Origin of the sequence: Bradyrhizobium sp. cir1 (assembly GCF_014198245.1) — a bacterium.
GTDB lineage: Bacteria > Pseudomonadota > Alphaproteobacteria > Rhizobiales > Xanthobacteraceae > Bradyrhizobium.
Window position 1 is genome coordinate 136,955 of record NZ_JACIHE010000011.1, and the last position, 26,779, is coordinate 163,733.

A 26,779-nucleotide genomic window follows, 5' to 3' on the forward strand; every position below is an offset into this window, starting at 1 on the left:
TTGGGATCAGTCTAGCCGGACTTTTGCGCCGTGGTCACCATTTCTCCCCGAACGGCCTGATCTCCATCTCGAAGGTCCAGGCGCTCCTGGGCTGCTGATAGAGCTGCCAATAGGCGTCCGCGACCGACGAGGGCGGCATCAGGAGATCGGGATTGTCGAGCGCGTTCGGCCCGAGCGCTTCGAGCCGGCGCTGCCGCACCCATTCGGTGTCGACGCCGGAATCGATGATGAGATGGGCGACGTGGATGTTCTTCGGCCCGAGCTCGCGCGCCATCGCCTGCGCCACCGCGCGCAGGCCGAACTTGGCGCTGGCGAAGGCGGCAAAGCCGCTGCCGCCGCGCAAGCTTGCAGTCGCACCGGTGAAGAAGATGTTGCCGCCGCCGCGCGGCAGCATCAGCCGCGCCGCTTCCCGGCCGGCGAGGAAGCCGGAATAGCAGGCCATCTCCCACACTTTCCGGAACACGCGCTCGGTGGTGTCGAGGATCGGGAAATTGACGTTGGCGCCGACGTTGAAGATGCAGACCTCGAGCGGCGCATGCTTGTCGGCATCGTTGAGGAACGAGATGACCTCGTCTTCCTTGCGCGCATCGAGCGAGCGCGCGTGGATCTCACCGCCTGAGGCCTCGATGTCCTTCACCAGCGGCGCCAGCTTGTCGCCGTTGCGGCGGCCGGCGAAGATCGAAAATCCTTCCGCAGCGAATTTCTTGGCGATCTCGGAGCCGATGAAATCGCCGGCCCCGATGACGGCGGCGGTCGCGTTTCGCTTGGGCAAGGTCGTCTCCTCCGCTGAGGGTGTGATTGACAGGAGGCTATAGTTCTAAAATAGAACTGTCAAACCACCGAGCCAAGTGCTAGGTTTGGCTGGAAATTACGTCGATCATTCAAGTCCGTTCCTTTTTCTGACTGACTAGTGCCGGAGACCGGATTATGAAGTGGGACACGCTGGACGAGGAGCCCTGCTCGCTTTCCCGCACCGTCGCCGTGGTCGGCGATCGCTGGACGCTGCTGATCCTGCGCGAATGCTTTTTGCGCGTAAGACGGTTCGAGGCGTTCCAGTCCTCGCTTCAGATCACGCGGCATCTGCTCTCGGAGCGGCTGAAGAAGCTGGTGCGCTTTGGCATCCTGCGTCGCGTCCCCTATTCAGAAGCGCCCAAGCGCTACGAATACATCCTCACCCAGAAGGGCCTCGACCTCTACCCGATCATCATGGCGATGGTGCATTGGGGCGACACCCACATGGGCGACGAGCGCGGCCGCCCGCTGCTGCACGAGCACAAGACATGCGGCAAGTTGTTCGACCCGGTGATGGTGTGCTCGGAATGCGGGGAGGTACTGCATGCCAAGCAAGTGCATGTGCATGCGGGTCCGGGGCGGGAAGAAGCGGTGGGGTGAATGTCGCCAAGTAAACAGGTGTCATGCCCCGGCTTGACCGGGGCATCCAGTACGCCGCGGCCTCTCTGCATCCCTCGACTGCCTCTGGAATACTGGATCGCCCGCCTTCGCGGGCGATGACAGCGAGGGTGGGATACGCTCTCGCGCCAAAGACGCACTGATGGCATTGCCACTCAATGCCCCCGCGCCGGCGCACTCAAGTCGATCGGTCGCAGCACGGCAGCCGTGGGGATCATCAGAACCGCGACGATCGCGAGCGTCCAGAACACATCGATATAGGCGAGGAAGTCGACCTGCTGCTGCAAGGTCCTGCCGACCCAGGCAACTGCCTGCGACGCGGCGTCGCTCGCATTCGAGCCCTGCGCCTGGAAGTAGCGCGTCATCGCATCGATGGTTTGCTGATAGCCGAGATCAGACGGCGCGGCGTGCTCGACGAGGCGGCTCTGATGGAATTGCTGGCGCTGCGCCAAAATCGTCTGCGCCAGTGCGACGCCCATTGAGCCGCCGATGTTGCGGGCGACGTTGATCAGCGCAGAGGCCTGGTTGGTCTTGTCGGGCGGCACGCCGTCATAGGAGGCAGTCGTCACCGGCAGGAACAGGAAGGGCAGGCCCAGCGCGAGGAAGATGCGCGACAGCGCCGCATAGCCATAAGTGATGTCGCCGGTGAGTCCGGTAAGATGCCACATCGATAACGCCACGATGGCAGCGCCGAACATGATGAGATATTTCGGCTGCACCGCGCTGACGAGGCGGCCCACCACCGGCATCAGCACCAGGGTTGCGACGCCGCCGGGCGATAGGGCAAGGCCGGCCAGCATGGCCGTGTAGTTCAGCTCGGTCTGGAGCAGTTGCGGCAGGAGCTGGGTCGTCGAGATCAGCACCGCGCCGGTTCCCAGCATGACCAGGAAGCAGGCGCCGAACTGGCGGCGGCCGAGCAGGCGCAGATCGATGATGGGATCCTCACGCGTCAGTTCCCATGGGATCAGCGCCAGCAGGGAGACCGCTGCGAGAACCGCGAAGATCACAATCATGGTCGATCCGAACCAGTCGTTACGCTGGCCTTCGTCAAGCACGAATTCGAGCGAGCCGAGCCCGATCGCGACGAGCAGAAAGCCGATATAGTCGACGCGCAGACCCCTGCTCAGGAGCTTCTCCCTCTCCTCCTCCGCTCCCGACGGCTCCTTGACCAGCGTGCCGACCAGGAACAGCGAAAGCAGCCCCATCGGCACGTTGATCAGGAACACCCAGTGCCAGCTATAGGTGTCGGTGATCCAGCCGCCGAGGGTCGGGCCGACCACCGGCGCGACCACCACGGCAACGCCGTAGATGGCGAAAGCCTGGCCGCGCTTGTGCGGCGGGAAGGAGTCGGCGAGGATCGCCTGCTCGCTGGTGGCCATGCCGCCGCCGCCGAGGCCCTGCAGAATGCGGAACAGCACCAGCGACTGCAAATTCCAGGCGAAGCCGCACAGAAGCGAGGCGACCGAGAACGTCGCCACGCACATCATGTAGAAGCGCTTGCGGCCGATCACGGTCGAGAGCCAGCCCGAGATCGACAGCACGATGGCATTGGCGACGAGATAGCTGGTGATGACATAGGTGCTCTCGTCGATGCCCACCGCGAGCCCGCCGGCGATGTGCCGCAGCGCGACGTTGGCGATGGTGGTGTCGAGCACCTCCATGAAGGTCGCGATCGAAACCACGAAGGCGATCAGATAGGGATTGTGCCCGCCGGCCGCCGAGCGCTCCGGTGACCACCCGGACGCGCCGCCTTGCGCGACGTCGCTCATCGCACCCTGGTCCAGGGCACGACCGACATGCCCGGACCGACGGGCAGATCGGCCGGCCAATTGTCGACCACGATCTTCACCGGCACGCGCTGGACGACCTTGACGTAGTTGCCGGTGGCGTTTTCCGCAGGCAGCAGGCTGAACGCGGTGCCGGAGCCGGGCTGCACGGAATCGACATGGCCGGCCAGCTTGCGGCCCGGATAGGCATCGATGCGGATCTCGACCGGCTGGCCGGGCCGCATGTCGTTGAGCTGGGTCTCCTTGTAGTTGGCGACGATCCAGACCTCGTCGGGCACGAACATCATCAGGCTTTGGCCCGCCGTGGCGAAGGTGCCCTTGGCGCCCGAGAGCTTGACCACACGGCCGGACTGCGCCGCGACGACGCTCGTATATTGCAAATTCAGCCTGGCCTGATCGAGCTGCGCCTGCGACTGCTCGACTTGCGCCTTGGCGCCTTCCAGCTGGGCTTGCAGCGTCTTGATACCGAGCTGCGCGGCTGTCACCGCGGTTTTGGTCCGCTCCGTGTTGGCCTGCTGCGCCTGAAGATCGGAGCGCGTCTGCTGCTGGCGCTGCACCGTGCCGGCGCCCTTCTCGACCAGATCTTCCGCGCGCTTGAACTCTTCCTGCGAGAACTGGAGCTGGGCCTGGGCCTGCTCGAGCTGCGCCTGAGCCTGCTTGATCTGCTCCTGCTGCGAATCGATCTGCGCCTCGACATTGGCGACGTTCGCCTTGGCGACCGCGAGCTGAGCGTTGGCCTGATCGATGGCGATGCGATAGTCGCGCTCGTCGATCCTGGCCAGCAGGTCACCGGCATTGACATGCTGATTGTCCGTGGCCGGGATGTCGGTCACGTAGCCGCCGACCTTCGAGGCCACGGAAAAGCTGCGCGCGGCGATGAAGGCGTCGTCCGTGGATTCGTAATGACGCACGTCAAGCCAGTAGAGCAGACCGCCGGCGAGTGCGGCGACCAGCACGATCGCTCCCATGGTGGTGAGAAGCCAATGCTCGCGGAGCCGGTCCCGCAGCGGCGGCGATTTCGCCGGCTGCTCCGCACGCGCCCCACGCTCCCGGGTTTGAGCATCCACGGTGCACACCTTTCTCGGGATTGAACGGCGCAGAACGACAAAGCGAGCTTATGCGCCGCCAGCCTAACCTTGGCACTGAGGCATGGTTCCGCATCCCGAGCGCGCCACCGCCGTTCGTGATTGCAGAGGTCAAAAAGCAAGCGCGGCACTCACCGTGCCGCGCTCGCCTCGATGGTCGTGCCGACGCACTTCGCTCAGTGCGTCTTGGTCTCGTGCCATTTCTCGAGATCGGGTTTCACCTTGTTGTCCGATCCCTGTTCTTTCTCCGGATTGCCCTTCCAGGGCTTGTCCGTCTGGGCATGAGATCCCCAGTCATTCTGCTGCCGGGGATCGTCGTTGGGCCGTTCCTTGCTCATCGGATCTCCTTTCGTGAAGCAGCCTTACGCGAACGGAACACCGTAGTATGAGTTGATGCCGCGAACGGCGGCGTCATCGCTCCAGTTCCAATCGCTTTTCGCGCCGTATTTCGGCGCGCCTTGCAGCTCCTTGGCCGTGATGCCGGTGACATAGCCGCCGAGCTCGGTGTCGTACTTCAGCGACTGCCAGGGCAAGGGGTAGTGATCATTACCGAGGCCCAGGAATCCGCCGAAACCGAGCACGGCGTAGGACACTCTGCCGCTGATCTTGTCGATCATCACGCGCTCGATCGAGCCGATCTTGTTGCGGTCGGCACCATAGACCGATGTTCCCTCGACCTTGTCGCTGCCGATCAACCGGCCCATCTCGGCGCGATCCAGCTCGCCTTGGTTCAACATTGCAATTCTCCACTCAGCCAATGTGTGGACCAACCGGACAGGCGTACGATCGTTCCGGTCCATGTTCCAGCGGCAGGTCAGGAACATCGCAGGGAACGAGCGGTTCTCTGAGCTTCACAGAGGGCCATGCGCGATGCCCCAGACCGTTTCCGACTTCATCGTCCAGCGCCTGCATCAGCGGACCGTGCTTACCCGGCGGACCCCGACCGCGCTCATCAACAATCTTCAGAAAGAACCATACGAAAGTCCGCCCCGAGCGCACGGCACGCTGCGGCAGGTGATCGAGACGATCCTACCCAGAATGGAGTGAGCCATGAGCGATTTTCGCGACATCCAGAACGGCGTCAACGATCCCGTCAACGGCGTCGATGTGAAACTGCACTTCAACGACAACAAGACACCGCACGAGCGCGCCCAGCACCATGCGGACGTGCGTGCAGAGCCGTCTGCCTCACCAGGCGAACCGTTCCTGCCGGAAAGGCTCCGGCGCAAGCCGACCGATCCGATCAACCCGCGCACCGGCCGCCATCCGACGGATTAGGAACCTCGGTCCCGATCCCGTGTTGATCGGCGCAAACGTCGTGCGGCAAGCGCTCGCGCCGCCAATTCAGAGGGACCGACCATGAAACGAACCGTCATTGCCCTTGCTTGCGTGCTCCTCGCGGGCCCCGCGCTCGCCCAGTCGCTCGGCGAGAAGACCGGCGTCAATTCGGCGCTCGGCGTCGCGCCCACCACCGCCGACTTCGTCAAGGAAGTCGCCATCAGCGACATGTTCGAGATCGAGTCGAGCAAGCTCGCGGAGCAGAAGGGCAACGCTCAGGAGAAATCCTTCGCACAGCAGATGGTGACTGACCACACCAAGACCAGCAGCGAGCTCAAGGGTCTGGTCGGCAACGGCAAAGTCCAGGCGACGCTGCCGACGGCGCTCGACAGCTCGCATCAGAGCAAGCTCGACAAGCTCAAGGGCGCGACCGGCAAGGACTTCAGCTCCGACTACAATTCCTATCAAGTCAGCGCGCATGAAGACGCCGTGTCGCTGTTCGATCGCTACGCCAAAGGCGGCGAGAACGCCGAGCTGAAGGACTGGGCCGGCAAGACGCTGCCCGGGCTCAAGCACCATCTCGAGATGGCGAAAGAGCTCGGCAAGGCGCCGAGCGTCGGCCAGTCGAAGTAATATTTCGAGAGCGCCGGTTCTGCCGGCGGCTTCTCGTTTAGCTTCGCTGGCATCTTCGGCAGCGAAAGGAAACCCGCCCATGGCCGAGCAGAACTTGATAGATCCCGTCAGCCGCTACCCGAAGCCGCCGTTCAAGAAGCAGTCGCAGCCCTGGCCCGGCCTTGCCGGCAAGATGGAGCCGCGGCCGGACCATGGCGAGACCAGCTACAAGGGCTCCAGCCGCCTCGCCGGCCGCAAGGCACTCATCACCGGCGGCGATTCCGGCATGGGGCGCGCCGCCGCGATCGCCTATGCACGCGAAGGTGCCGACGTCGCCATCAACTACTTCCCGAACGAAGAACCCGATGCCCAGGACGTCATCGCCCTGGTCAAGAAGGAGGGACGCACCGGACTTGCCATCCCCGGCGACCTTCGCAACGAGGACTTCTGCAGGAAGCTGGTCGAGCAAGCGGTGCAGGGCCTCGGCGGACTGGACATCGTCGTCTGCAACGCCGCGCGACAGCAGACCCGCGAGTCGATCCTCGACATCTCGTCCGAGGACTTCGACGCGACCATGAAGACCAACATCTACGCTCCTTTCTGGATCATCAAGGCGGCGCTGCCGCATCTGAAGCCGGGCTCGTGCATCATCGGCACGACGTCCGAGCAGGCTTACGATCCGTCTCCGGAGCTTTATGACTACGCACAGACCAAGGCCGCGACGATGAACTACGTGAAGTCGCTCGCCAAGCAGCTGGGTCCCAAGGGCATTCGCGTCAACGGCGTGGCACCCGGTCCGATCTGGACCCCGCTCCAGGTCTCCGGCGGCGCTACGATGGAGAAGCTCGAGAAGTTCGGCCGCATGACGCCGCTCGGCCGCCCCGGCCAGCCCGCCGAACTCGCCTCCATTTACGTGCAGCTTGCCGCGGCCGATGCAAGCTACGCGACCGGTCAGATCTATGGCGCTGCAGGCGGATCCGGACAGCCGTAGCCGTAGGAACCATCATCGTCACTCAGGTTTTACAAGAACGTCATGGGGGACGTTGCACCAACCGCGGACCGATGGCAGTCGTAACAGTCAAACCCACTCGGATCGACACGGTGATCGCGAACGAGATCGCCGACCACACCAATTCAGGGCTGGAGCAGACGGCGCAGACGCTGACCTGGGCGGCTGACGAGCACGTGCTTCTGGCGCTTGCCGCTGCGGGATGGTTTTACGCTCAATTGCGGCGTCCGGAGGCACGCCCCGCCGCCAATCATATTCTGGCAGTGACGTTGGTGACTGCCATGATTCCGCACGCGCTGAAATCCATATTCGACCAGACAAGACCTGACCGCACGACCGTTCGCGGTCATCGGAATGGCGTTCCCTTCTCCGGGCGAGCGCGGAATGCCTTTCCCTCCGGCCACGCCATGCACATGGGTGGGCTGGCCTCGGCAGCAGGGCTGCTGCCAAAAGGGCCGCGCCGTACGGTACGCTTCATCACGGTTGCGCTTTCGCTGACGCGCGTCGTGCTGCTGGCGCACTGGGCGAGCGATGTGCTGGCGGGGTTCTCGCTCGGCGTTGTCGTCGAACGACTTCTCAGGCCGCTCACCTTGGCGAGACGCCAGCACCACAGGCGGGTGCAGTCATGACCGAATATGTCGTGCGCTTCATCGCCGGTGGCGTGATCGTCTCAGCTTTCGCGATCCTTGGCGACATGCTGCGGCCAAAGAGTTTTGCCGGCCTGCTCGGCGCGGCACCCTCGGTCGCGCTCGCCACGCTCGCAATCGCGATCGTGCAGCATGGCAGAGCTTACGCCGCAGCCGAAAGCTGGACCATGATCTACGGCGCGATCGCGCTTGCCTGCTACAGCGTTGCCGTGTGCCATCTGCTGATCAGGTTTCGTCTTGCCGCGCTGCCCGCCACCGTTCTCGCCTTCGCGGTATGGCTGGTCGTCGCGTTCGGCCTGCTCGCGAGCTTCGGAGGTGCCGCCTGATGCTGGTCAAGCTGTCCCCATCGGCGCTGAAGCAAACGCGCGGGTACGAATACGCTATTCGCTTCGTGCTCGGCGGAGCGGCGACAGTGCTGGCAGGCATCATGGGTGCGAGCTTCGGCACCTCCATAGGCGGGCTCTTCCTTGCCCTTCCCGCCATCTTCTGCGCCAGCGCAACGCTGATCGAAAGTCATGAGCGCAGGGCCAAGGAGAAGGCAGGTCTCGATGGCCGCCGGCGTGGGCAGGAGGCCGCAGCGCTCGACGCCGCCGGCGCCGCCTTGGGAAGCATCGGTCTTGCTGCGTTCGCCGCCGTCTTCTACGTCACGGTCCCCGTGAGCAGCGTCGCGGCCTTTATCGGCGCCGTCTTCGCCTGGGCCGTGGTTTCAGTCTCGGCGTGGTGGATGAGACGGAAATTTCGCACCGTCTCGCATCGCCGGTCGTCCGAATCCTGGTCGCGATCAGCGCGACGGCGAAGCGTCCCGTAGCTTCAGGAATTCAAACATCTCCGCGGCGGCATGAAGCTGTTCGATGCGCGCGGCAACGGAATCCCGCTGAACGCCGACCGGCAGACTTGCGAACTCCTGCTCGAGCCGCAGCCGCTGCGCGTCGAGACGTTGTTCGAATGTGTGGGGTTCAGACCGTCTTCGCATCGTCCGTCCTCGGGGGTTGCAGGCCCGGGCTGTTCGCCCAGCGCTCGACTTGATCGATAACCTTCTGGTGGCTCGGCCGCACCGGCTTGGGTGCTTCCGGTTCTTCGGAAAGCTTGCGGGGTAACCTGACCTCATCCGTCATGGCCAATCTCCCTTTGCAGAAGAATGCGCCAGCACGGGAGTCGTTTCAATATAACTTATTGATTTTGCTTGCAATTCCTACTCATTTGGCATTTTCACCGACTCTTGTGGAACTGTCGCCAAGTTCGTTTGTTGAGCAGACTACTCAACTTACTCATTCTGCGTGATCGACCATGAATGACCTTCGCGCCGAGCGCCTTCAGGTCATGCTCTCGCCGGAAGAGCTGGCCGCAGTAGACGATTTCCGATTCAAGCACCGCATGCCGACCCGCGCCGCTGCGGTCCGCGAGCTGCTCAAGTTTGGGCTGACAGCAGCGGACGTCGATGCGGCGGCCGGCGTGAAGTCTAGCAACTTCGGTGTGTTCGGCCGTGGACCCGATGGCCACACTCAAACCGACCCCGAGAGCGGCAACGAGGACTGATCACAGGCCTCGCAAGGCAAAACGGCCCCGGCACGGTGGGTGCCAGGGCCGTCCTTGGAGATTGCTTCCGGTGCACCGGGGGCATGCCAACCGGAAGCAATCCGTCGACTCTTCGCGCGCGAATTCGTTCCTTGCGGAAACCCTCTAGCGTTCGAGCATGATGCTTCCGGAAAACCGCTTCACACTTTGCGCTAACGCGGCCCTCCGGGTCCAGATCATGCTCTACCCGGTCGGCGCGTCACCGGAATCGTCCGGCATCACGCCGGAGCCCGGCGTCTTGTTCTTATCGGTGAGGTCGGGATCGCGCGTCGCCTCTCGCGATGGCGAGCCCTTCGGGTTCGTCTTGTGCACCGTCTGGGCGCGCTGCTTGTCGCGCGGCTGCTCCTCCGCGCGCTTGTCCTTGACGATGCCGTGGTCGGAATGGGCCATGATATGCTCTCGCTTCTCTCTTGATTTATCGAAGCGGCTACGCATGTCAGCGCCGAATGTTCCCGGACGCGAGCAACAGCGCTAGCCATGCGCGGCATGAACCGCGGCCGACGCCTTCTCGAGATGCACCTGCCGTACCGTCGTCACCGTCGCGAATGCGACCGAGACGCCAAAGGCGAGAATGAGTGAAAGAAGGGCAAGACGTGGAGCCATTGCAAAAACCTCCTTCTGGAGTCGAAAATCCACGCGATCGACTGTTCCCGGATGATCCTCGATTGGTCGCTTGCGTTCCGTGCTTTGTCTCACACGCGGACTCACGAAGACGAGAGCCGCCTATGCCTCCCGGTCTTGGGGGATGCGGACCGTTACTGGCGGGATTTCGCCATCGAGCCAGTCCTGCTCCCTTGCAAGCGCCGTCCAGGCATCCGCCATGCGCGAATAGCGCTTGAAGGCGGGTTGCCCTTCCGCTCGCTCGGCGAGTTGCAGGCAGTTCTCGGCGTTATCCCTGAAAATGTCAGACTGTTTCATGAGCAAGACGTGGGGACGGAACTCCTGCGTCGCAACCGCCCCTACCGGATCTTAACGTTCGGGAACTTGGCACGGCATCGGTCATTGTCGTGGATGCGAGTTCTTGTCGCGATCATCCTGATGCTCATTGGCAGCGCAGCGCTGGCCGACAGCACCGGCGAGCAAAGGCCTGACAACCGCGCGCCGACGGCCATTGACGTCATCAGCGGCCTTTACGCGTTCAGCCGCTTTCAGCAGGGCCTTCTGGAGAGCACCGATCTGAAGGGCAATGCGGAGGTGAAAAACCTTGCCGCCTGGCGCGCCGAAGAAGCTGCCAAACGCGACAAGACCCTGAAGGATATTCAGGAAGCGATCGGCGCCGAGCCCCGCATCGGCAAGACGGCGACGAGTGCTGGCCTCGCCGAGCCCGACAGTTCGGACGGACCGGCCTACGTCCGGACTTTCTATGCCGCGCAGATCCCCGAATATGAATCGACCATCGCCCTGCTCGAACGCTATCTGAAAGCCCCCGACAATGCGGCGCTTGCAGTGTTCGCGCGCGGCCAACTGCCGCTGCTGCGCTCGCAGGTCAGGGACGCAGAGCGCACCATGGCGGACAAGTAGCCGGCCTCACTTGTCGTTCGGATGATGCTGCTGACTCTCCGGTCGCACCGTGCGGTCGCTCTCCGGCATCTTGTCCCGCCCCGCATCCCCGTTGTCGTCCTTGCCCCCTGAACTCGACGTGCCGCTGCCGCTGGGGTTCGACCGGGTCGCCGCACCCGTGGTCGGTGCATCCGCCCGCGGGGTGGCGGAGCTTGCGGCGGGATCGCCGGTCACGGATCCGCGGCCGCTGGGTTCACCCCCTTGCGCGAAGGCCGATCCGGCCAGCAATGCGACGACAGCGATCACGGTTAATCCTACATTGATTTGCATATGCGCTCTCCCTGTCCCCGCTAACCGGCAGGGCTGGCGCTCCGTTCCGAAAGGACGGCGCCAGCAGCGAGGAAGAGGCTTCTCTAAGACTCCGCGGCGGTTCGAAATTTTTCTGGAACCTGGCGGAACCAATCCTATCCCCTGTCGTTAATTTGGCCGGGCTGAGCAAAGCAGGTTCCATTTCTTCGTGCCGCAACCTTGGCGCTTGATTTCGAATTTGGCTGACGCTCTATTTCATTTCGACCAATTGCGTCTCGCCTTTAGATTCGGCCGGCGCCTGCGGGGGAATCAGTATGAGCGACCTCGATCCCGGAACTGCATCACGCTCCGGTCGTCGCGTCCCGAAACCAAAAGCCAACGGAATGTCGGAGCCGGATTCCCGAGCGGAATTGCTGCTCGCGCTACAAGCGATGCGCAGCGGCGATTTCTCGGTGCGCATGAGCGGCGACTATCTCGGCATCGACGGCAAGATTGCCGACACCTTTAACGAAATCATCGCCGCCAACCAGCGCATGGCGCAGCAGCTCGAACTGGTCGGCCAAGTGGTGGGGCGCGAGGGCAAGACCCGGCAGCGCGTGAAGTTCGGCCTCGCCTCCGGCTCCTGGGCGGACATGGAAGGCTCCGTCAATACTCTGATCGACGACCTGTTGTGGCCGACGCGCGAGGTGACGCGGGCCGTCGCCGCGGTTGCGCAAGGCGACCTGCTCCAGACCGTCAAGCTCGACGTCGACGGCCGTCCGCTCCGCGGAGAATTCCTGCAGTCGGCGAACATCGTCAACACCATGATCAAGCAGCTCGGCGTGTTCACCTCCGAGGTGACCCGCGTCGCGCGCGAGGTCGGCACCGAGGGCAAGCTCGGCGGCCAGGCCCAGGTACCGGAGGTGACCGGCGTCTGGAAGGACCTGACCGAGAGCGTCAACTCGATGGCGAACAACCTGACCAACCAGGTTCGCAACATCGCCGAGGTCACGATCGCGGTCGCCAACGGCGACTTGTCCAAGAAGATCACGGTCGACGTCCGCGGCGAGATCCTTCAGCTCAAGGAAGCCATCAACACGATGGTGGACCAGCTCCGCTCCTTCGCCTCCGAAGTGACGCGCGTGGCGCGCGAGGTCGGCACCGACGGCAAGCTCGGCGGCCAGGCGATCGTGCCCGGCGTCGCCGGCACCTGGAAGGACCTGACCGATTCCGTGAACGCGATGTGCGGCAACCTCACGGCGCAGGTCCGCAACATCGCCAACGTCACCACCGCCGTGGCGCGCGGCGACCTGTCGCGCAAGATCACGGTGGACGTGCGCGGCGAGATCCTGGAGTTGAAGGACACCATCAACACCATGGTGGACCAGCTCAACTCCTTCGCCTCGGAAGTCACGCGCGTCGCGCGCGAGGTCGGCACCGAAGGAAAGCTCGGCGGCCAGGCCCAGGTGCCCGGTGTCGCCGGCACCTGGAAGGACCTCACCGACAACGTCAACTTCATGGCGTCGAACCTGACCGCCCAGGTCCGCAACATCGCCGACGTCGCGACCGCCATCGCCGGTGGCGACTTGTCGAAGAAGATCACTGTGAACGTCTCGGGCGAGATCCTTCAGCTGAAGGAAACGCTCAACACCATGGTCGACCAGCTCAACGCCTTCGCCGGCGAAGTCACCCGCGTCGCGCGCGAGGTCGGCACCGAAGGGCGGCTCGGCGGTCAGGCCAACGTGCTCGGCGTCGCCGGCACCTGGAAGGATCTCACCGAAAGCGTCAACTCGATGGCCTCGAACCTGACCGCACAGGTCCGCAACATTGCCGAGGTCACGACGGCGGTCGCCGGCGGCGACCTGTCCAAGAAGATCACCGTGGACGTCCGCGGCGAGATCCTGGAGCTGAAGGACACCATCAACACCATGGTGGACCAGCTCAACGCCTTCGCCGGCGAAGTCACCCGCGTCGCGCGCGAGGTCGGCACCGAAGGCAAGCTCGGCGGCCAGGCCCAGGTGCGCGGCGTCGCCGGCACCTGGAAGGACCTCACCGACAGCGTCAACTCGATGGCCTCGAACCTGACCGGCCAGGTCCGCAACATCGCCGAAGTCGCGACCGCGGTCGCCAAGGGCGACCTGTCGAAGAAGATCACCGTCAACGTGTCGGGCGAAATCCTTCAGCTGAAGGAGACGCTCAACACCATGGTCGACCAGCTGAACGCCTTCGCCGGCGAGGTGACGCGCGTGGCGCGCGAGGTCGGAACCGAAGGCAAGCTCGGCGGCCAGGCGCAGGTGACGGGCGTCGCCGGCACCTGGAAGGACCTCACCGACAACGTCAACTCGATGGCGGGCAACCTCACCGCCCAGGTCCGCAACATCGCCGAGGTCGCAACCGCGATTGCCGGCGGCGACCTGTCGCGCAAGATCACGGTCGACGTCCGCGGCGAGATCCTTCAGCTCAAGGACACGCTGAACACGATGGTCGACCAGCTCAACCGCTTCGCAGGCGAGGTGACGCGCGTCGCGCGCGAGGTCGGCACCGAAGGCCGCCTCGGCGGCCAGGCCAACGTGCCCGGCGTCGCCGGCACCTGGAAGGACCTCACCGACAGCGTGAACTCGATGGCGGGCAACCTCACCGCGCAGGTTCGCAACATCGCCGAGGTGACCACCGCCGTGGCGCGCGGCGACTTGTCCCGCAAGATCACCGTCGACGTGAAGGGCGAAATCCTCGAGCTGAAGAACACCATCAACACCATGGTGGACCAGCTCAATGGTTTTGCCGGCGAGGTCACCCGCGTCGCGCGCGAGGTCGGCACCGAAGGCAAGCTCGGCGGTCAGGCCGAGGTGCCCGGCGTCGCCGGCACCTGGAAGGACCTCACCGACAACGTCAACTTCATGGCGTCGAACCTGACGGCCCAGGTCCGCAACATCGCCGAGGTCGCGACCGCCATCGCCGGCGGCGACCTCTCGAAGAAGATCACCGTGGACGTGCGCGGCGAAATCCTGCTGCTGAAGGATACGCTGAACACCATGGTCGAGCAGCTCCGCTCCTTCGCCGCCGAAGTGACGCGCGTCGCGCGCGAGGTCGGTACCGAAGGCCGGCTCGGCGGCCAGGCCGTCGTGCCCGGCGTCGGCGGTACCTGGAAGGACCTCACCGACAACGTCAACCTGCTCGCTGCGAACCTCACCACGCAGGTCCGCAACATCGCCGAAGTGACGACCGCCGTGGCGCGCGGCGACTTGTCCCGCAAGATCACCGTCGACGTGAAGGGCGAGATCCTCGAGCTGAAGAACACCATCAACACCATGGTGGACCAGCTCAACGCCTTCGCCGGCGAAGTCACGCGCGTTGCCCGCGAGGTCGGCACCGAGGGCGAGCTCGGCGGCCAGGCTCAGGTGCCCGGCGTCGCCGGCACCTGGAAGGACCTCACCGACACCGTCAACGTCATGGCGGCGAACCTGACCGAGCAGGTCCGCGGCATCGTCAAGGTGGTGACGGCGGTCGCCAACGGCGACCTCAAGCAGAATCTCACGGTGAAATCGAAGGGCGAGGTCGCAGCCCTCGCCGACACCATCAACAACATGACCGAGACGCTCGCAACCTTCGCCGATCAGGTGACCTCAGTGGCGCGCGAAGTCGGCGTCGAAGGCCGCCTCGGTGGCCAGGCCGACGTGCCGGGCGCGGCCGGCACCTGGAAGGACCTCACCGGCAACGTCAATCTCCTGGCCGCGAACCTCACCTCGCAGGTCCGCGCCATCGCGGAAGTCGCGACCGCCGTGACCAAGGGCGACCTGACGCGGTCGATCCAGGTCGATGCCCGCGGCGAAGTCGCGGAATTGAAAGACAATATCAACACGATGATCACGAACCTCCGTCTCACGACGGACGTGAACACCGAGCAGGACTGGCTGAAGACCAACCTTGCGAAATTCACCAACATGCTCCAGGGCCAGCGCGACCTCGCCACCGTCGGCCGGCTGCTGCTGACCGAGCTCTCGCCGCTGGTGAACGCGCATACCGGCGTGATCTACCAGATCGAGAGCGAGGATAATCCGCAGCTCCTGCTGCTCGCCTCCTACGCCGGCGACGGCGTCTATCCCTATCAACGCGTACTGCAATTCGGAGAGGGCCTGATCGGCCAGTGCGCGCTCGACAGGCGCCCGCGGGTCGTCGCGGACATTCCGACGGACGTGATGCCGATCAATTCCGCGCTGTTCCGTGTCGCCCCGAAGAACCTCGTCGTGCTGCCGGTTCTGTTCGAAGGCCAGGTCAAGGCCGTGATCGAGCTTGCCTCGCTCGCTTCCTTCACGACCTCGCAAATGACGTTCCTGGAGCAGCTCACCGACTCCATCGGCATCGTGCTCAACTCGATCGAGGCGACGATGCAGACCGAAGGCCTGCTCAAGCAATCGCAGCAGCTCGCCGGCGAGCTTCAGACCCAGCAGCGCGAATTGCAGCAGACCAACGAGCAGCTCGAGCAGAAGGCGCAGCAACTCGCCGAGCGCAACGTCGAGGTCGAGCGCAAGAACCAGGAGATCGAGCAGGCCCGCCGCGCGCTCGAGGAAAAGGCCACCGAGCTCGCGCTGACCTCGAAGTACAAGTCCGAATTCCTCGCCAATATGAGCCACGAGCTGCGTACGCCGCTGAACTCGATCCTGATCCTCGGACAGCAGCTCACCGACAATCCGGACGGCAACCTCACGGCCAAGCAGGTCGAGTTCGCCCGCACCATCCACGGCGCCGGCACCGACCTGCTCAACCTCATCAGCGACATCCTCGATCTCTCCAAGATCGAGTCCGGCACGGTGACCGTCGATGCCGAGGAGATCCTGACCGCGAACCTGCTCGAGACCGTCGGCCGGCCGTTCCGGCACGAGGCGGAGAACCGCGGCCTCTCGTTCAAGATCGACGTCGATCCGAACCTCGCGCGCAGCATCGTTACCGACTCCAAGCGCCTGCAACAGGTCCTGAAGAATCTGCTCTCCAACGCCTTCAAGTTCACCGCCGAAGGCGAAGTGCGTCTGAAGGTCGGCGGAGCCCTCGGCGGCTGGGGAACCGATCACCCGGTGCTGAACTCAGCGCCGGCCGTGATCGCGTTCGAGGTGTCCGATACCGGCATCGGCATTCCGCTGGAAAAGCAGAAGCTGATCTTCGAAGCGTTCCAGCAGGCCGACGCCGGCACCAGCCGTAAATATGGCGGCACCGGCCTTGGCCTTGCCATCAGCCGAGAGCTCGCGAGCCTGCTCGGCGGCGAAATCCATCTACGCAGCGCGCCGGGCAAGGGCTCGACCTTCACGCTCTACCTGCCGCTGAAATATTCGGGACCGACGCTGGCGCCGCGCGCGCCGACGCCGCAGCAATACAGCCAGCCGCCGGCGCTGCAGCCGGCCGCGCCGGAGCAGCAGCGCGCCATCGAGCAACTGCCCGACGACCGTCTCAACCTCGAACCCGGCGACAGCATCCTCTTGATCGTCGAGGACGACCCGCATTATGCGCGGGTGCTGGTCGACCTCGCGCGCGACAAGGGCTTCAAGGTGCTGGTCGCGGCGCGCGGCGCTGAGGCGCTGGAGCTTGCGAAGCAGTACCAGCCGAGAGCGGTCTCGCTCGACGTGTTCCTGCCCGACATGCTCGGCTGGACGGTGCTGAGCCAGCTCAAGCACAATCCGCTGACCCGCCATATCCCCGTGCAGATCATCACGCTCGACGAGGACCGCCAGCACGCGCTGGCGCGCGGCGCCTTCTCCTTCGTCAACAAGCCGACGACGACCGAAGGCGTCGCGGCTGCGCTGACGCAGATCAAGGAGTATGCGCGGCCGCGGCGCAAGCGGCTCCTGATCGTCGAGGACAACGAGGCCGAGCAGCTCTCGATCCGCGAGCTGCTGCATCACGACGACATCGAGATCGTGGCGACCGACACCGGCGCCGGCGCACTCGCGATGCTGCGCGAAGCGCCCTGCGACTGCGTCGTTCTCGATCTACGACTGCCCGACATGAGCGGCTTCGAGGTGCTGGACCAGATCCGCAATGACGAGGCGCTCTCGAATGTTCCGGTGGTGGTCTTTACCGGCCGCGAGCTTTCGGCGGAGGAGGACGCGGAGCTGCACACCATGGCGCGCAGTATCGTGGTCAAAGGCGTGGAATCGCCGGAACGTCTGCTCGACGAGACCGCGCTGTTCCTGCACCGCGTGATCACGGAACTTCCGGTCGAGAAGCAGCGCATGCTGGAGAAGCTGAACAGTTCCGACGAGGACCTGATCGGCAAGACCGCGCTGCTCGTCGACGACGACGCCCGGAACATCTTTGCGCTATCGAGCGTGCTGGAACGGCGCGGCATGAAGGTGCTGACGGCGACCACCGGGAGCGAAGCCGTGACGCTGGTCGAATCCAATCCGGAAATCGCCATCGTGCTGATGGACATCATGATGCCGCAGATGGATGGCTATCAGACCATCGGGGTGATCCGCGCGAACCCGGCCTTCGCCCGCCTTCCGATCATCGCGTTGACCGCCAAGGCAATGAAAGGCGATCGCGAGAAATGCCTGGAGGCCGGCGCCTCCGACTACCTCGCCAAACCCGTCAACACCGATCAATTGCTGCTTGCGATCCGCATGTGGCTGCACCGCTGAGCTGGATCCGCGAATGGACCACGAAAAGGTCAATATCCTCCTCGTCGACGACCAGCCGGCCAAGCTGCTCGCCTACGAGGTGATCTTGAAGGATCTCGGCGAGAATCTCGTGATCGCCTCGTCGGGGCGGGAGGCGCTGGAAGTGCTGCTCAAGACCGAGGTCGCGGTGATCCTGGTCGACGTCTGCATGCCCGAGCTCGACGGCTTCGAGCTGGCGGCGATGATCCGGGAACATCCGCGCTTCCAGAAGACCGCGATGATCTTCATCTCGGCCATTCAAGTGAGCGACATCGACCGGTTGCGCGGCTACGAGATGGGCGCGGTCGACTACGTGCCGGTGCCCGTGGTGCCGGAGGTGCTGCGCGCCAAGATCAAGGTGTTTTCCGAGCTCTACCGCAAGACCCGCGAGCTCGAACGGCTGAACCAGGAACTCGAGGACCGTGTCCGCGCGCGCACGGCGGAACTGGAGAACTCCACCGCCAAGCTGCGCGAGAGCGAGCAGCGCCGCAGCATGGCGATTGCCGCCGGCAAGATGGGATCCTGGGACTGGGACTGGATCAACGGCGACTGGATGTGGGACGAAGGCCAGTACCGCATCTTCGGCGTGACGCCGGAGACCTTCAACGTCACCTCGGCGAACATCCAGGCGCTGCTGCACCCCGATGACGTCGACCGGTTCGGCCAGGCTATTGCCGCGTTCAATAGCGGGGCACGCGCCTATGAAGGGGAATTTCGCGTCAGCCGGCCCGACGGTGAGGTGCGCTGGTGCGTCGGCACAGCGGCCGCGACCGTGGACCAGGCCGGCCGCGTGGTGCGCGTGAGCGGCGTCACCGTGGACATCACCGAACGCAAGCGTGCCGAGGAGCGGCAAAACCTGCTGGCGCGGGAAGTCGATCATCGCGCCAAGAATGCGCTGGCGCTGGCGCAATCGATCGTGCGCCTCACCCGTGCCGACGAAGTCAAGGCTTACGTCAATGCCGTCGAAGGGCGCATCAATGCGCTGGCGCGCGTGCACACGATCCTGTCGCTGTCGAGCTGGCAGGGCGCCGAGCTTTCCAAGCTGATCGACGAGGAGCTTGCACCCTATTCGCTCGGCGGCCAGATCAAGCTCGCAGGCCCGGAGGTTCAGTTGCTGCCGACAACCGCCCAGACGCTGGCGCTGGCGCTGCACGAGCTTTTCACCAACTCCGCCAAGTATGGCGCGCTCTCGACGCGATCGGGCCGGCTCTTGATCGGCTGGCAGGTCGAGGAAGACCACCTCGCGCTGACCTGGGAGGAATCCGGCGGTCCGCTCGTGAGGACGCCGAAGTCTCGCGGTTTTGGTACGCGAAGCCTGCTTGCGAGCGTCGAGTCCCAGCTCGGCGGACGGGCGCAATTCGATTGGCGGGCCGAGGGCCTGTTGTGCCGCCTGGACGTGCCGCTGACCCGCAAGACCCCTGCCTCGGCAACGCAGGGCAAGTTCGACGCCGACACCTCCCCCGAGCTGCAGCGCGCGTCGGGTTAACCGGACGCGGCGACTTTCGTGCGCAGGATCGACCGAGGTTCGTCGGCGACGCGCCCTTCGAGCCAGGCTTCCGTTTGTGCGAGATCGCGCAGCGCCATCGCATAACGGCGGGCGGCGCTTCGCTCCGCACCGCGCGGCAGCTTGCGCGCTTTGCGCAACATGTCCGCGGCCGCGTTCCGATAGGCCAGCGAGCGATAGAGATAGACGACCTTACCCATGTCGAGTGTCCCATGTTGATCGCCTTCATCCTCGCAAGCCCGGCATGAACGCCGGATGAAGCGGCGGATGACAATTCCTTCATGCGAATGGAACCGGCGATCATCGTGCGCGTTGCATGTGCAATCGAGGGTCGGTTCCATGCGTGCGAACAAGTCGCCCAAGAAGCCACCGAGCCTGATCTCTCCCACCGGCGTCATCAAGCTCGTGACGCATGCGATGATGGGCGCAGCTCTCGGACTTACATTCGGCCTTGCGCTCACTCTGTCCAATCCGGCGGTCGCCAATCTGCTCAATCACGGCGGAAGCCAGGCGATTCTGGTCTTCGCCCTCACATTGGTGACGACGTTCGCGATCGGCGCGACGCTCACCGGCGTCGTGTTCATCATCGACGAGGACAAGGAATTTTGAAGCGCGCGTGAAACATGCGGGTGACTTTGTCGGGAACTCCTGTGACGAACAGCAGTTGGCTGCCTGCGTCAATTTAACCCAGGGAGTTCCCGCGCATGAAGACGACCAAGCTCGCTCTCACCGTGATGTTGGCAACCGGCCTTGCCGCCGCCCCGTTTGCCGTACAGGCAAAATCGCACAAGGCGAAACATGAATCCTCGACCTCGTCCTCACAGACAACCGGCGCCAACACGAAAACCAAGAGCCCCGATGCCTCCGGCCAGGGCGGCTCCGGCCCCGGCTCCGATCAGGGCGGCACCATGACCAAGGGCACGGGCACCGCGAAGTAAGGCGCAGCTGCTCATCGAAGGTCCCGCCATCGCGGGGCCTTCTCGCTTTGAGATTCGATGCGATCCTTCTGACGCCACCTCGCACGCGCTAGAGCACGATCAGATTTGGATGAATGTCATCGCGCTTTAGGTTGTCGTTTACGCATGGTCTTTCCGGAAAACCGGTTCGCACTTTTCCGGATCATGCTTTAATCTCGTTGCATATCGGCGATGTTCAGTCCGCCGCTCGCGGAATTCATCTTCACGAGATTATCGAGCTGCGCCCGCTTGCGCGCAATCAGGCGCTGGGCCGCGGCGTCATCGAGCCCCTCACGCTGCAATTGCCGGATCGCGGAGCCCAGTTTCGAGAATCTCGGCGCGCAGTCTCAGGATCCGGTAGGCGTCCGGGTCTTCCACCACGGCGCGCTCCCAAAGCTCTCAGCGGCGCGCGATCGTCCGCACGGGATCTGCAACTTTCTTCAGCAGACGAAGCCGTACACGATCGCGGACATCCGGCAGGACATCGCCACCGCCAGCCGCTCTCCATTCGCCGATCAACAGGTTGATTTTCCGGCGCAAGTCCATCTGCGCCAGGGCCTTTTCCGTGCAGTCGCGATCGCGGTCGACGAGGTCGCGCACAGATGCCTCGACGTCGGCCATTTCCAGCCTCAAGACGCTGATTTTACGTCGAATTTCATTAATTCGGTTGTCCATGGCTTGTTAGAACAAAATAAGAACATATAGTCAAGTCGCGATTTCAGAATGGAGAGCGGACATGCGGGTTCAGGGTAAATACGACGCCAAGGCTTTTCTCATGGAGCAGATGACCCGGGCGCAGGGGTTGCGGCTGAAGCGGCTGAGTGAAGAGGCGTATCAGCCCGCGCAATATGCGCGGGATCTGTCCTCCGCCGAGGCCGCGCGGCGCATCCGGGTGCTCGAAGCGGAGATCGAGCTCGCGAACTCCTTCTAGCCTGCGTCAATTCATTGGGAGCGTTGCTGACGCGCTTTCGGAACCATGCCTGTGTCGAGTGGTTTTCCCCGGCCAAGGGAGAAAATGCATGGCACGCAAGGCAAAGAAGCGCCGCTACTCGCGCAGCTCCGGCAGCGATGTCGAGAGCGAATTGCGCCGCTACAAGAAAGGCACTGCGAAGAGCGGTCGCGGCGGACGCGTGAAGAGTCGCAAGCAGGCGATCGCGATTGGACTCTCGAAGGCCCGCAAGAAGGGCAAGAAGGTCCCCAAGAAAGCGTCTAAGCGGAAAACGTCCAGGAAGAAGACGGCCAAGAAAGCGGCAAAGAAATCGTCCAGGAAATCGTCGAAGCGCAAATCCAGCAAGCGGTGACGCCGACCGGCGTCAGATCATGCTGCCCGGCATGAAGCACCGGATCGAAATTCCGAACGCGGTCTTCACCGGCCAAACCATGGTGCGCCCCGCCCGGTTCGGTTCGGTGATGACGGCTTCATCCGGCACATCCACCCATTGACCGTCGAGACGCACGCGATAATGCCCGTCATGGGACTCCCAATCGGGATCCGAGACTGCAAATCCATCGGCATCCGAGCAGCACGGGCCGAGATGGCTGCGCAGACTGTCGAACCACGGCTTGAGCGGTGAATTGGCGTAGCGGCCATCGTCGCGCCCGAGGGCGCTTCCGGCCGACAGCACGAGCGGCGCCACGAGCAGCGCACATCTCAGCGAAAGCTTCAATCGATCCATGTCGGCACCGATCAAATGCGAACACCGGCCGGTTCCAAAGCAGCCGGACGTTCGGAGTTCCACCCCCTGCGGGTAATATGGACTCGAAAGTCTGACGAGCGAACGCGGCTTTTTCGGACGAACCCGTCATCAATGCTGCCGTTAACGAGAATGTTATCGCTGGCCTGTGGGTATCTTTCACGCCGGCACGAAAAAGGCGGCCCGTGGGCCGCCTTTTGAATTGCTGTTGAAGGCGAAAGACTTACGCGAGCGGCACGGCGACGAACCGGGTCGCTTCCGCGCCCTTCACCTGAAGCAGCACGCTGTTCTTGCCGGACGATTTGGCCTGCGCCAATTCAGCGCGGACGTCACCGACATTGGCCACAGGCTTGCCGCCGACATTGAGGATGACGTCGCCGGTCTGGATACCGCGCTGCGCCGCCGGCCCTTGCGGATCGACCTCGGTGACGACGACGCCCTTCTGGCCGGCGCCCTGCACCTCGCCGGCCGGCGCGAGGCTGAGCCCGAGGCGCGGCGTGCCGTTGCCCAGCTGCGCCTTGCCCTCGTCGGCTTTACCGTTTCCCTGGGCCTGCCGCTCGTTCGGCAACTCGCCGAGCGTGAGCGTCACCGTCTTGGCTCCGCCCTTGTGGAAGACATCGAGCTTCACGGACGTGCCCGGTGCCAGCGTTGCGATGGTGCGGGCAAGATCGCGGGAGTCCTTGATCGCGGTGCCGTTGACGGCGGTGATGACGTCGCCCGCCTCGATGCCGGCCTTTGCCGCCGGACTGCCGTCTTGCGGATTGTCGACGATCGCGCCGCGCGCCTCCTTCAGGCCGAGACTGTCGGCGATGTCGGCCGTCACCGGCTGCACCTGCACACCGAGCCAGCCGCGGGTCACAGCACCCTTGTCCTTCAACTGCGCGACGACGAGCTTTGCGGTCGTCGCCGGGATGTCGAAGCCGATCCCGACCGAGCCACCGGACGGCGAGAAGATCGCCGTGTTCACGCCGATCACGTTGCCATTCATGTCGAAAGCCGGGCCGCCGGAATTGCCCTTGTTGATCGGCGCATCGATCTGGATGAAATCGTCATAGGGCCCGTTGCCGATGTCGCGGCCACTGGCCGAGACGATGCCGGCGGTCACGGTGCCGCCGAGGCCGAAGGGATTGCCGACCGCGACCACCCAGTCGCCGATCCGCGGCTTCTGCTCGGCGAATTTGACGAAGGGGAAGTCCTTCTTGCCGTCGACCTTGATCAGCGCAAGATCGGTCTTCGGGTCGGTGCCGACCACCTTCGCGGTGTAGATCGTGCCATCGTCCATGGTGACCTGCACGGACTCGGCGTGGTCGACGACGTGGTTGTTGGTCACGGCGTAGCCGTCGGCGGAGATGAAGAAGCCGGAGCCTTCGCCCATGATCATCTGGTGGCGCTGGCGCGGCATGCCGTTCATGCCACCCGGGCCGCGGAAGCCGAACTGCCGCGAGAACTGGTCGAACGGAGAGTCCTCGTCGGAATCCATCCGGTTCTGTTGCAACATTGCGTTCTTGTCGTTGTCGCGGTCGATCTTGACCCGCACCGAGATCACGGCGGGTTTGACCTTGGCGACGAGGTCGCCGAAGCCCTGCGGGGGCGCGGCGCTTTCCGCGGCGTGCGCGGGCGAGATCAGGGAGGTCACGCCGAACTGCGCGGAGCCGGGAGAGCCGGCCAGCACGGCCACGCCAAGCGCGGCCACGGTACCGAGCAGCGCAAGCCGGCGCGGTCCCAGGATCTTCCGGGACGTGGTGGTGTCGGAATTGACGCGATCGTTCATGTCGAAATGTCCATGTTGGGTCAGGTGTCGCCTTGCACCCAACATGGTCGCTGCCACCTTACGGCGTTCCGTCCACGCGATTAAATCTTGGCAAAGAAGGCCGCAGCCGCGGAGGACGGCGCAACACCCAGCGCCTTATGCCGGCCTCATGCGGCGACCTGGCCGCGCTTCACGCCCTGCGGACGCAATGGCGCGAACTGCTCGGCCGTGAGGCTTTCGTTCGCGATCAGCAACTCGACGCCGGCCTCGAGATCGGAGCGGTGCTCGGCAAGGATCCTGCGCGCCGTCGTATCGCCGGCCTCGACCAGATTGCGCACGGCCAGATCGATCTCGCGTCCGGTGTCGGCCGCGGCGCTGACGACCGCGTCCTGGGCGACCGGGAGAAACATCGACGGCTTTGGTGCATAGGTGCGCTGACCGACGGTCGCGTCCATGCCGTATTTCGTCACCATCTCGATCGCGATCTCGGTGGCGCGCTGGAGATCGTCGGCCGCGCCGGTCGAGATGTCGCCATCGAAGATCACCCGCTCCGCGGCGCGCCCGCCCATCAGCACGGCAATGCGGCTCTTCAGTTCGGCAACCGTCAGCAGGAAGCGGTCCTCGGTCGGACGCTGCATGGTGTAGCCGAGCGCGCCGATGCCACGCGGGATGATCGAGACCTTCTGCACGGGATCGACCCCGGCGAGATTGGCGGCGACCAGCGCGTGCCCCATCTCGTGATAGGCGACGCGCCTGCGCTCATCCGCGCTCAGGACCCGGCTCTTCTTCTCGACGCCGGCCACGATCCGCTCGATTGCGGCGGTGAAATCATCGAAGGAAACCTCCTCCGCGCTGCGCCGGGTCGCGGCAATCGCGGCCTCGTTGATCAGATTGGCAATGTCCGCGCCGGTGAATCCGGCGGTGAGGCCTGCCACGATGTCGAGATCCACGTCCTTCGCCATGCGGATCTTCTTGACGTGAACCTTGAGGATCGCCACGCGCCCGGCCTTGTCGGGCCGGTCAACCAGCACCTGGCGATCGAACCGGCCGGCACGCAGCAGCGCGGGATCGAGCACCTCGGGACGGTTGGTCGCGGCGAGCAGGATGACGCCGGCCGAGGGATCAAATCCGTCGAGCTCGGCGAGAAGCTGGTTCAGCGTCTGCTCCTTCTCGTCATAGCCGCCGAAGGCGCTCGGCGCCCGGCTGCGCCCGAGCGCGTCCAGTTCGTCGATGAAGATGATGCAGGGCGCGGCCTTGCGCGCCTGCTCGAAAAGGTCGCGCACGCGTGCGGCTCCGACGCCGACGAACATCTCGACGAATTCGGAGCCGGAGATTGAAAAGAACGGAACGCCGGCCTCGCCCGCCACCGCGCGCGCCAGCAGGGTCTTGCCGGTGCCGGGCGGGCCGACCAGCAGGATACCCTTCGGCACATGGGCGCCCAGTCGGCCGTAGCTCTTGGGGTCCTTCAGGAAGGAGACGACCTCCTGCAGCTCGAACTTTGCCTCCTCGACGCCGGCGACGTCGGCAAAGGTCACCTTGGTATCGGTCTCGACGAAGACCTTCGCGCGCGATTTTCCGATCGACATCAACCCACCGAAGCCCTGCCGCTCGACCAGGCGCCGGCCGAGGAACACCCAGACCAGATAGAACATCAGCGCCGGGACGACCCAGGACAGGATGGTCTGGAACGGGCCGCCGGACGGCACGCCGGTGACCGTGATTCCCTTGTCCTGCAGCTTCTCCGCCAGCGGCAGATCGACGCGCGCGGTGACGAAGGCGGTCTTGCCGCCCGCGAGCTTCTCGTTCTCCTTGAGCTTGCCCTGGATCACGTCCTGCCCGACCGATACCTCCGCCACCTTGCCCTGCGCGATGAGCTGCTCGAACTGGCTGTAGGGAATGCTCTCGACGGTATTGTAGGTGGCGAATGCCCATTGCAGCAGCACAAGCAGGATTCCGGCCGCGAAGATGTAGCCGACCGCGATGGACTGCTGCCGCGACGACGAGTCCTTGTCCATTATCTTCTCCGCCAAGCCGCAAGAATGAGACCGTATTGTCAAGTCTAGGCGACCGGCGGCGAGAGATTTTGCGGCGGATCAAAACGCGGGGCTTGACCCAGCTCAAAATACTGGCGTCCGGAACGATGGAAGATTATGGCGACGACACGAGATCACGGGGAGACTGCGCTATGATCAAAGACATTCTTGTCCATATCCCGACCGAGCGGCCGATGCGCGCCGCGATCGATGGCTCGATTTCGCTGGCCGCGGGTCTCAACGCCCATCTTGATGCGGTCGCGGTCGGCTATGTCGCAACCAGCACGGCCTATGTCATGGACGGCGGCGCCGCGGTGGCGGCCGTGTTCGAGATGGAGCGCGAGCGCGCGATGGAACGGGCCGAGACGGCGCTGACCGTGTTCGAGACCGAAGCAAAGCACGCCGGTATTGCCCATGCCTGCCATCCCCTGGCCGCGATCCCCGCGGACGCGGCGGCCTCGGTCGGCGCACTGGCGCGTCTGTATGATCTCAACGTCGTGGTCCAGCCGGATCCCGAGCAGGGCTCGTTCGACAATGACCTGCCGCGCGAGGTCCTGTTCCACGCAGGAAGCCCCGTGCTATTCCTGCCCTATACTTTCCGTGGAGCTTTCAAGGCGGACCGGATCGGCATCTGCTGGGACGGCAGCCGCGTCGCCGCTCGCGCAGTGCACGATGCAACGCCGTTCCTGATGCGGGCCGAAGAGATCGTCATCATCACGATCAATGAGGCAGATGCCATTCCCGGCGAGGCTTCAGCGGATCATCTCGCCAGGCATTTGGCGCGCAAGGGACTGTCGCCCCGGATCGTTGCGTTCTCAGCCGCCCGCTCCGACATCCAGCCGACCATCCTGTCGCTGGCGGCGGACGAGAACCTCGACCTCCTGGTCATGGGCGGCTACGGCCATTCGCGATTGCAGGAGCGCTTTCTCGGCGGCGTTACCCGCTCCATGCTGGAGGCCATGACGATCCCGGCGCTGATGTCGCATTAGCGAAGGCGACACGTT

General features: G+C 64.3%; 31 protein-coding genes. 16 read left to right on the top strand and 15 right to left on the bottom strand.

All coding sequences use genetic code 11. The features are described 5' to 3' along the window. Window positions 1-34: 34 nt before the first annotated feature. Window positions 35-772, bottom strand: a complete 738-nt coding sequence (locus GGD63_RS22620) for an SDR family oxidoreductase (RefSeq protein WP_183245356.1) — start codon at window positions 770-772, stop codon at window positions 35-37. A gap of 155 nt (window positions 773-927) precedes the next feature. Between GGD63_RS22620 and GGD63_RS22625 the strand changes: the two genes are divergently transcribed. Further along, window positions 928-1,392, top strand: coding sequence for a helix-turn-helix domain-containing protein (locus GGD63_RS22625; protein ID WP_183245357.1), 465 nt, complete (start codon window positions 928-930; stop codon window positions 1,390-1,392). Window positions 1,393-1,565: 173 nt separating this feature from the next. Here GGD63_RS22625 and GGD63_RS22630 read toward each other — a convergent pair whose 3' ends face one another. The 4 genes from GGD63_RS22630 to GGD63_RS22645 form a co-directional block, all read right to left on the bottom strand. Beyond that, complete coding sequence (locus GGD63_RS22630) at window positions 1,566-3,179, bottom strand: DHA2 family efflux MFS transporter permease subunit (protein ID WP_183245358.1); 1,614 nt, start codon at window positions 3,177-3,179, stop codon at window positions 1,566-1,568. Then, window positions 3,176-4,264, bottom strand: coding sequence for an HlyD family secretion protein (locus GGD63_RS22635; protein ID WP_183245359.1), 1,089 nt, complete (start codon window positions 4,262-4,264; stop codon window positions 3,176-3,178). Before GGD63_RS22635 ends, GGD63_RS22630 begins: the two co-directional genes overlap by 4 nt. A gap of 194 nt (window positions 4,265-4,458) precedes the next feature. Beyond that, the gene (locus tag GGD63_RS22640; protein WP_183245360.1) at window positions 4,459-4,620 is read right to left on the bottom strand and encodes a hypothetical protein; all 162 of its coding nucleotides are present in this window, start codon (window positions 4,618-4,620) and stop codon (window positions 4,459-4,461) included. A gap of 24 nt (window positions 4,621-4,644) precedes the next feature. Continuing rightward, window positions 4,645-5,019 (bottom strand): PRC-barrel domain-containing protein, encoded by a 375-nt coding sequence (locus tag GGD63_RS22645; protein WP_183245361.1) that lies wholly within the window; start codon window positions 5,017-5,019, stop codon window positions 4,645-4,647. A 313-nt stretch (window positions 5,020-5,332) separates the two neighbouring features. Here GGD63_RS22645 and GGD63_RS22650 point away from each other — a divergent pair, with 313 nt between their 5' ends. The 6 genes from GGD63_RS22650 (at window position 5,333) to GGD63_RS22675 (ending at window position 8,636) form a co-directional block, all read left to right on the top strand. Next, the gene (locus tag GGD63_RS22650) at window positions 5,333-5,560 is read left to right on the top strand and encodes a hypothetical protein (protein ID WP_183245362.1); all 228 of its coding nucleotides are present in this window, start codon (window positions 5,333-5,335) and stop codon (window positions 5,558-5,560) included. An 81-nt stretch (window positions 5,561-5,641) separates the two neighbouring features. Beyond that, complete coding sequence (locus GGD63_RS22655; RefSeq protein ID WP_183245363.1) at window positions 5,642-6,193, top strand: DUF4142 domain-containing protein; 552 nt, start codon at window positions 5,642-5,644, stop codon at window positions 6,191-6,193. A gap of 79 nt (window positions 6,194-6,272) precedes the next feature. Then, on the top strand, window positions 6,273-7,163 hold the full coding sequence (locus GGD63_RS22660) for an SDR family oxidoreductase (protein ID WP_183245364.1): 891 nt from the start codon (window positions 6,273-6,275) through the stop codon (window positions 7,161-7,163). Between the two features lie 71 nt (window positions 7,164-7,234). Further along, a complete protein-coding gene (locus GGD63_RS22665; protein ID WP_183245365.1) occupies window positions 7,235-7,810 on the top strand; it encodes a phosphatase PAP2 family protein in 576 nt (191 codons plus the stop codon). Continuing rightward, window positions 7,807-8,154, top strand: coding sequence for a DUF3147 family protein (locus GGD63_RS22670; protein ID WP_183245366.1), 348 nt, complete (start codon window positions 7,807-7,809; stop codon window positions 8,152-8,154). Before GGD63_RS22665 ends, GGD63_RS22670 begins: the two co-directional genes overlap by 4 nt. Further along, complete coding sequence (locus tag GGD63_RS22675; RefSeq protein WP_183245367.1) at window positions 8,154-8,636, top strand: DUF3147 family protein; 483 nt, start codon at window positions 8,154-8,156, stop codon at window positions 8,634-8,636. The genes GGD63_RS22670 and GGD63_RS22675 overlap by 1 nt, the downstream gene beginning before the upstream one ends. A 148-nt stretch (window positions 8,637-8,784) precedes the next feature. Here the strand turns inward: GGD63_RS22675 and GGD63_RS22680 are convergent, their stop codons facing one another. Beyond that, window positions 8,785-8,943 carry a hypothetical protein gene (locus GGD63_RS22680; protein WP_018648711.1) on the bottom strand — a complete coding sequence of 53 codons (159 nt, stop codon included), beginning with the start codon at window positions 8,941-8,943 and terminating at the stop codon, window positions 8,785-8,787. A 172-nt stretch (window positions 8,944-9,115) separates the two neighbouring features. Here GGD63_RS22680 and GGD63_RS22685 point away from each other — a divergent pair, with 172 nt between their 5' ends. Continuing rightward, entirely contained in the window at window positions 9,116-9,364 is a 249-nt protein-coding gene (locus GGD63_RS22685) for a hypothetical protein (protein WP_183245368.1), read from the top strand. A 222-nt stretch (window positions 9,365-9,586) separates the two neighbouring features. On the opposite strand, the gene GGD63_RS22690 is transcribed toward GGD63_RS22685, so the two are convergent. The 3 genes from GGD63_RS22690 to GGD63_RS22695 all read right to left on the bottom strand — a co-directional run bounded on the left by GGD63_RS22690 (window position 9,587) and on the right by GGD63_RS22695 (window position 10,321). Continuing rightward, window positions 9,587-9,793: a hypothetical protein gene (locus GGD63_RS22690; protein ID WP_183245369.1), complete on the bottom strand. Its 207-nt coding sequence runs from the start codon at window positions 9,791-9,793 to the stop codon at window positions 9,587-9,589. An 81-nt stretch (window positions 9,794-9,874) separates the two neighbouring features. Further along, the gene (locus GGD63_RS40625) at window positions 9,875-10,006 is read right to left on the bottom strand and encodes a hypothetical protein (protein WP_283811975.1); all 132 of its coding nucleotides are present in this window, start codon (window positions 10,004-10,006) and stop codon (window positions 9,875-9,877) included. 120 nt (window positions 10,007-10,126) lie between these two features. Beyond that, the gene (locus GGD63_RS22695) at window positions 10,127-10,321 is read right to left on the bottom strand and encodes a hypothetical protein (protein ID WP_183245370.1); all 195 of its coding nucleotides are present in this window, start codon (window positions 10,319-10,321) and stop codon (window positions 10,127-10,129) included. A gap of 93 nt (window positions 10,322-10,414) precedes the next feature. Here GGD63_RS22695 and GGD63_RS22700 point away from each other — a divergent pair, with 93 nt between their 5' ends. Beyond that, window positions 10,415-10,924 carry a hypothetical protein gene (locus GGD63_RS22700; protein ID WP_183245461.1) on the top strand — a complete coding sequence of 170 codons (510 nt, stop codon included), beginning with the start codon at window positions 10,415-10,417 and terminating at the stop codon, window positions 10,922-10,924. A 6-nt stretch (window positions 10,925-10,930) separates the two neighbouring features. Here GGD63_RS22700 and GGD63_RS22705 read toward each other — a convergent pair whose 3' ends face one another. Next, entirely contained in the window at window positions 10,931-11,233 is a 303-nt protein-coding gene (locus tag GGD63_RS22705) for a hypothetical protein (protein ID WP_183245371.1), read from the bottom strand. A 293-nt stretch (window positions 11,234-11,526) separates the two neighbouring features. Here GGD63_RS22705 and GGD63_RS22710 point away from each other — a divergent pair, with 293 nt between their 5' ends. Next, window positions 11,527-17,820 (top strand): HAMP domain-containing protein, encoded by a 6,294-nt coding sequence (locus GGD63_RS22710; protein ID WP_183245372.1) that lies wholly within the window; start codon window positions 11,527-11,529, stop codon window positions 17,818-17,820. A gap of 13 nt (window positions 17,821-17,833) precedes the next feature. Next, complete coding sequence (locus GGD63_RS22715) at window positions 17,834-19,324, top strand: sensor histidine kinase (RefSeq protein WP_183245373.1); 1,491 nt, start codon at window positions 17,834-17,836, stop codon at window positions 19,322-19,324. Here GGD63_RS22715 and GGD63_RS22720 read toward each other — a convergent pair. Next, a complete protein-coding gene (locus tag GGD63_RS22720) occupies window positions 19,321-19,542 on the bottom strand; it encodes a hypothetical protein (RefSeq protein ID WP_183245374.1) in 222 nt (73 codons plus the stop codon). The genes GGD63_RS22715 and GGD63_RS22720 overlap by 4 nt on opposite strands. Window positions 19,543-19,681: 139 nt before the next feature. Here GGD63_RS22720 and GGD63_RS22725 point away from each other — a divergent pair, with 139 nt between their 5' ends. Together GGD63_RS22725 and GGD63_RS22730 are read left to right on the top strand one after the other, a co-directional pair. Next, the gene (locus GGD63_RS22725) at window positions 19,682-19,951 is read left to right on the top strand and encodes a hypothetical protein (protein ID WP_183245375.1); all 270 of its coding nucleotides are present in this window, start codon (window positions 19,682-19,684) and stop codon (window positions 19,949-19,951) included. A 95-nt stretch (window positions 19,952-20,046) separates the two neighbouring features. After that, window positions 20,047-20,280 carry a hypothetical protein gene (locus GGD63_RS22730; protein ID WP_183245376.1) on the top strand — a complete coding sequence of 78 codons (234 nt, stop codon included), beginning with the start codon at window positions 20,047-20,049 and terminating at the stop codon, window positions 20,278-20,280. A gap of 417 nt (window positions 20,281-20,697) precedes the next feature. Here GGD63_RS22730 and GGD63_RS22735 read toward each other — a convergent pair whose 3' ends face one another. Continuing rightward, window positions 20,698-20,919 carry a hypothetical protein gene (locus tag GGD63_RS22735; RefSeq protein WP_183245377.1) on the bottom strand — a complete coding sequence of 74 codons (222 nt, stop codon included), beginning with the start codon at window positions 20,917-20,919 and terminating at the stop codon, window positions 20,698-20,700. 115 nt (window positions 20,920-21,034) lie between these two features. Between GGD63_RS22735 and GGD63_RS22740 the strand changes: the two genes are divergently transcribed. Beyond that, a complete protein-coding gene (locus GGD63_RS22740) occupies window positions 21,035-21,229 on the top strand; it encodes a DUF3072 domain-containing protein (protein ID WP_183245378.1) in 195 nt (64 codons plus the stop codon). Between the two features lie 88 nt (window positions 21,230-21,317). Beyond that, complete coding sequence (locus tag GGD63_RS22745; protein ID WP_183245379.1) at window positions 21,318-21,599, top strand: DUF6496 domain-containing protein; 282 nt, start codon at window positions 21,318-21,320, stop codon at window positions 21,597-21,599. A gap of 12 nt (window positions 21,600-21,611) precedes the next feature. On the opposite strand, the gene GGD63_RS22750 is transcribed toward GGD63_RS22745, so the two are convergent. The 3 genes from GGD63_RS22750 to ftsH all read right to left on the bottom strand — a co-directional run bounded on the left by GGD63_RS22750 (window position 21,612) and on the right by ftsH (window position 25,757). Beyond that, complete coding sequence (locus tag GGD63_RS22750) at window positions 21,612-21,974, bottom strand: hypothetical protein (RefSeq protein ID WP_183245380.1); 363 nt, start codon at window positions 21,972-21,974, stop codon at window positions 21,612-21,614. A 241-nt stretch (window positions 21,975-22,215) separates the two neighbouring features. Then, complete coding sequence (locus GGD63_RS22755; RefSeq protein WP_183245381.1) at window positions 22,216-23,763, bottom strand: Do family serine endopeptidase; 1,548 nt, start codon at window positions 23,761-23,763, stop codon at window positions 22,216-22,218. 146 nt (window positions 23,764-23,909) lie between these two features. Beyond that, window positions 23,910-25,757 carry an ATP-dependent zinc metalloprotease FtsH gene (ftsH, locus tag GGD63_RS22760; protein WP_183245382.1) on the bottom strand — a complete coding sequence of 616 codons (1,848 nt, stop codon included), beginning with the start codon at window positions 25,755-25,757 and terminating at the stop codon, window positions 23,910-23,912. Window positions 25,758-25,927: 170 nt separating this feature from the next. Here ftsH and GGD63_RS22765 point away from each other — a divergent pair, with 170 nt between their 5' ends. Next, on the top strand, window positions 25,928-26,764 hold the full coding sequence (locus GGD63_RS22765) for a universal stress protein (RefSeq protein WP_183245383.1): 837 nt from the start codon (window positions 25,928-25,930) through the stop codon (window positions 26,762-26,764). Window positions 26,765-26,779: the final 15 nt, after the last annotated feature.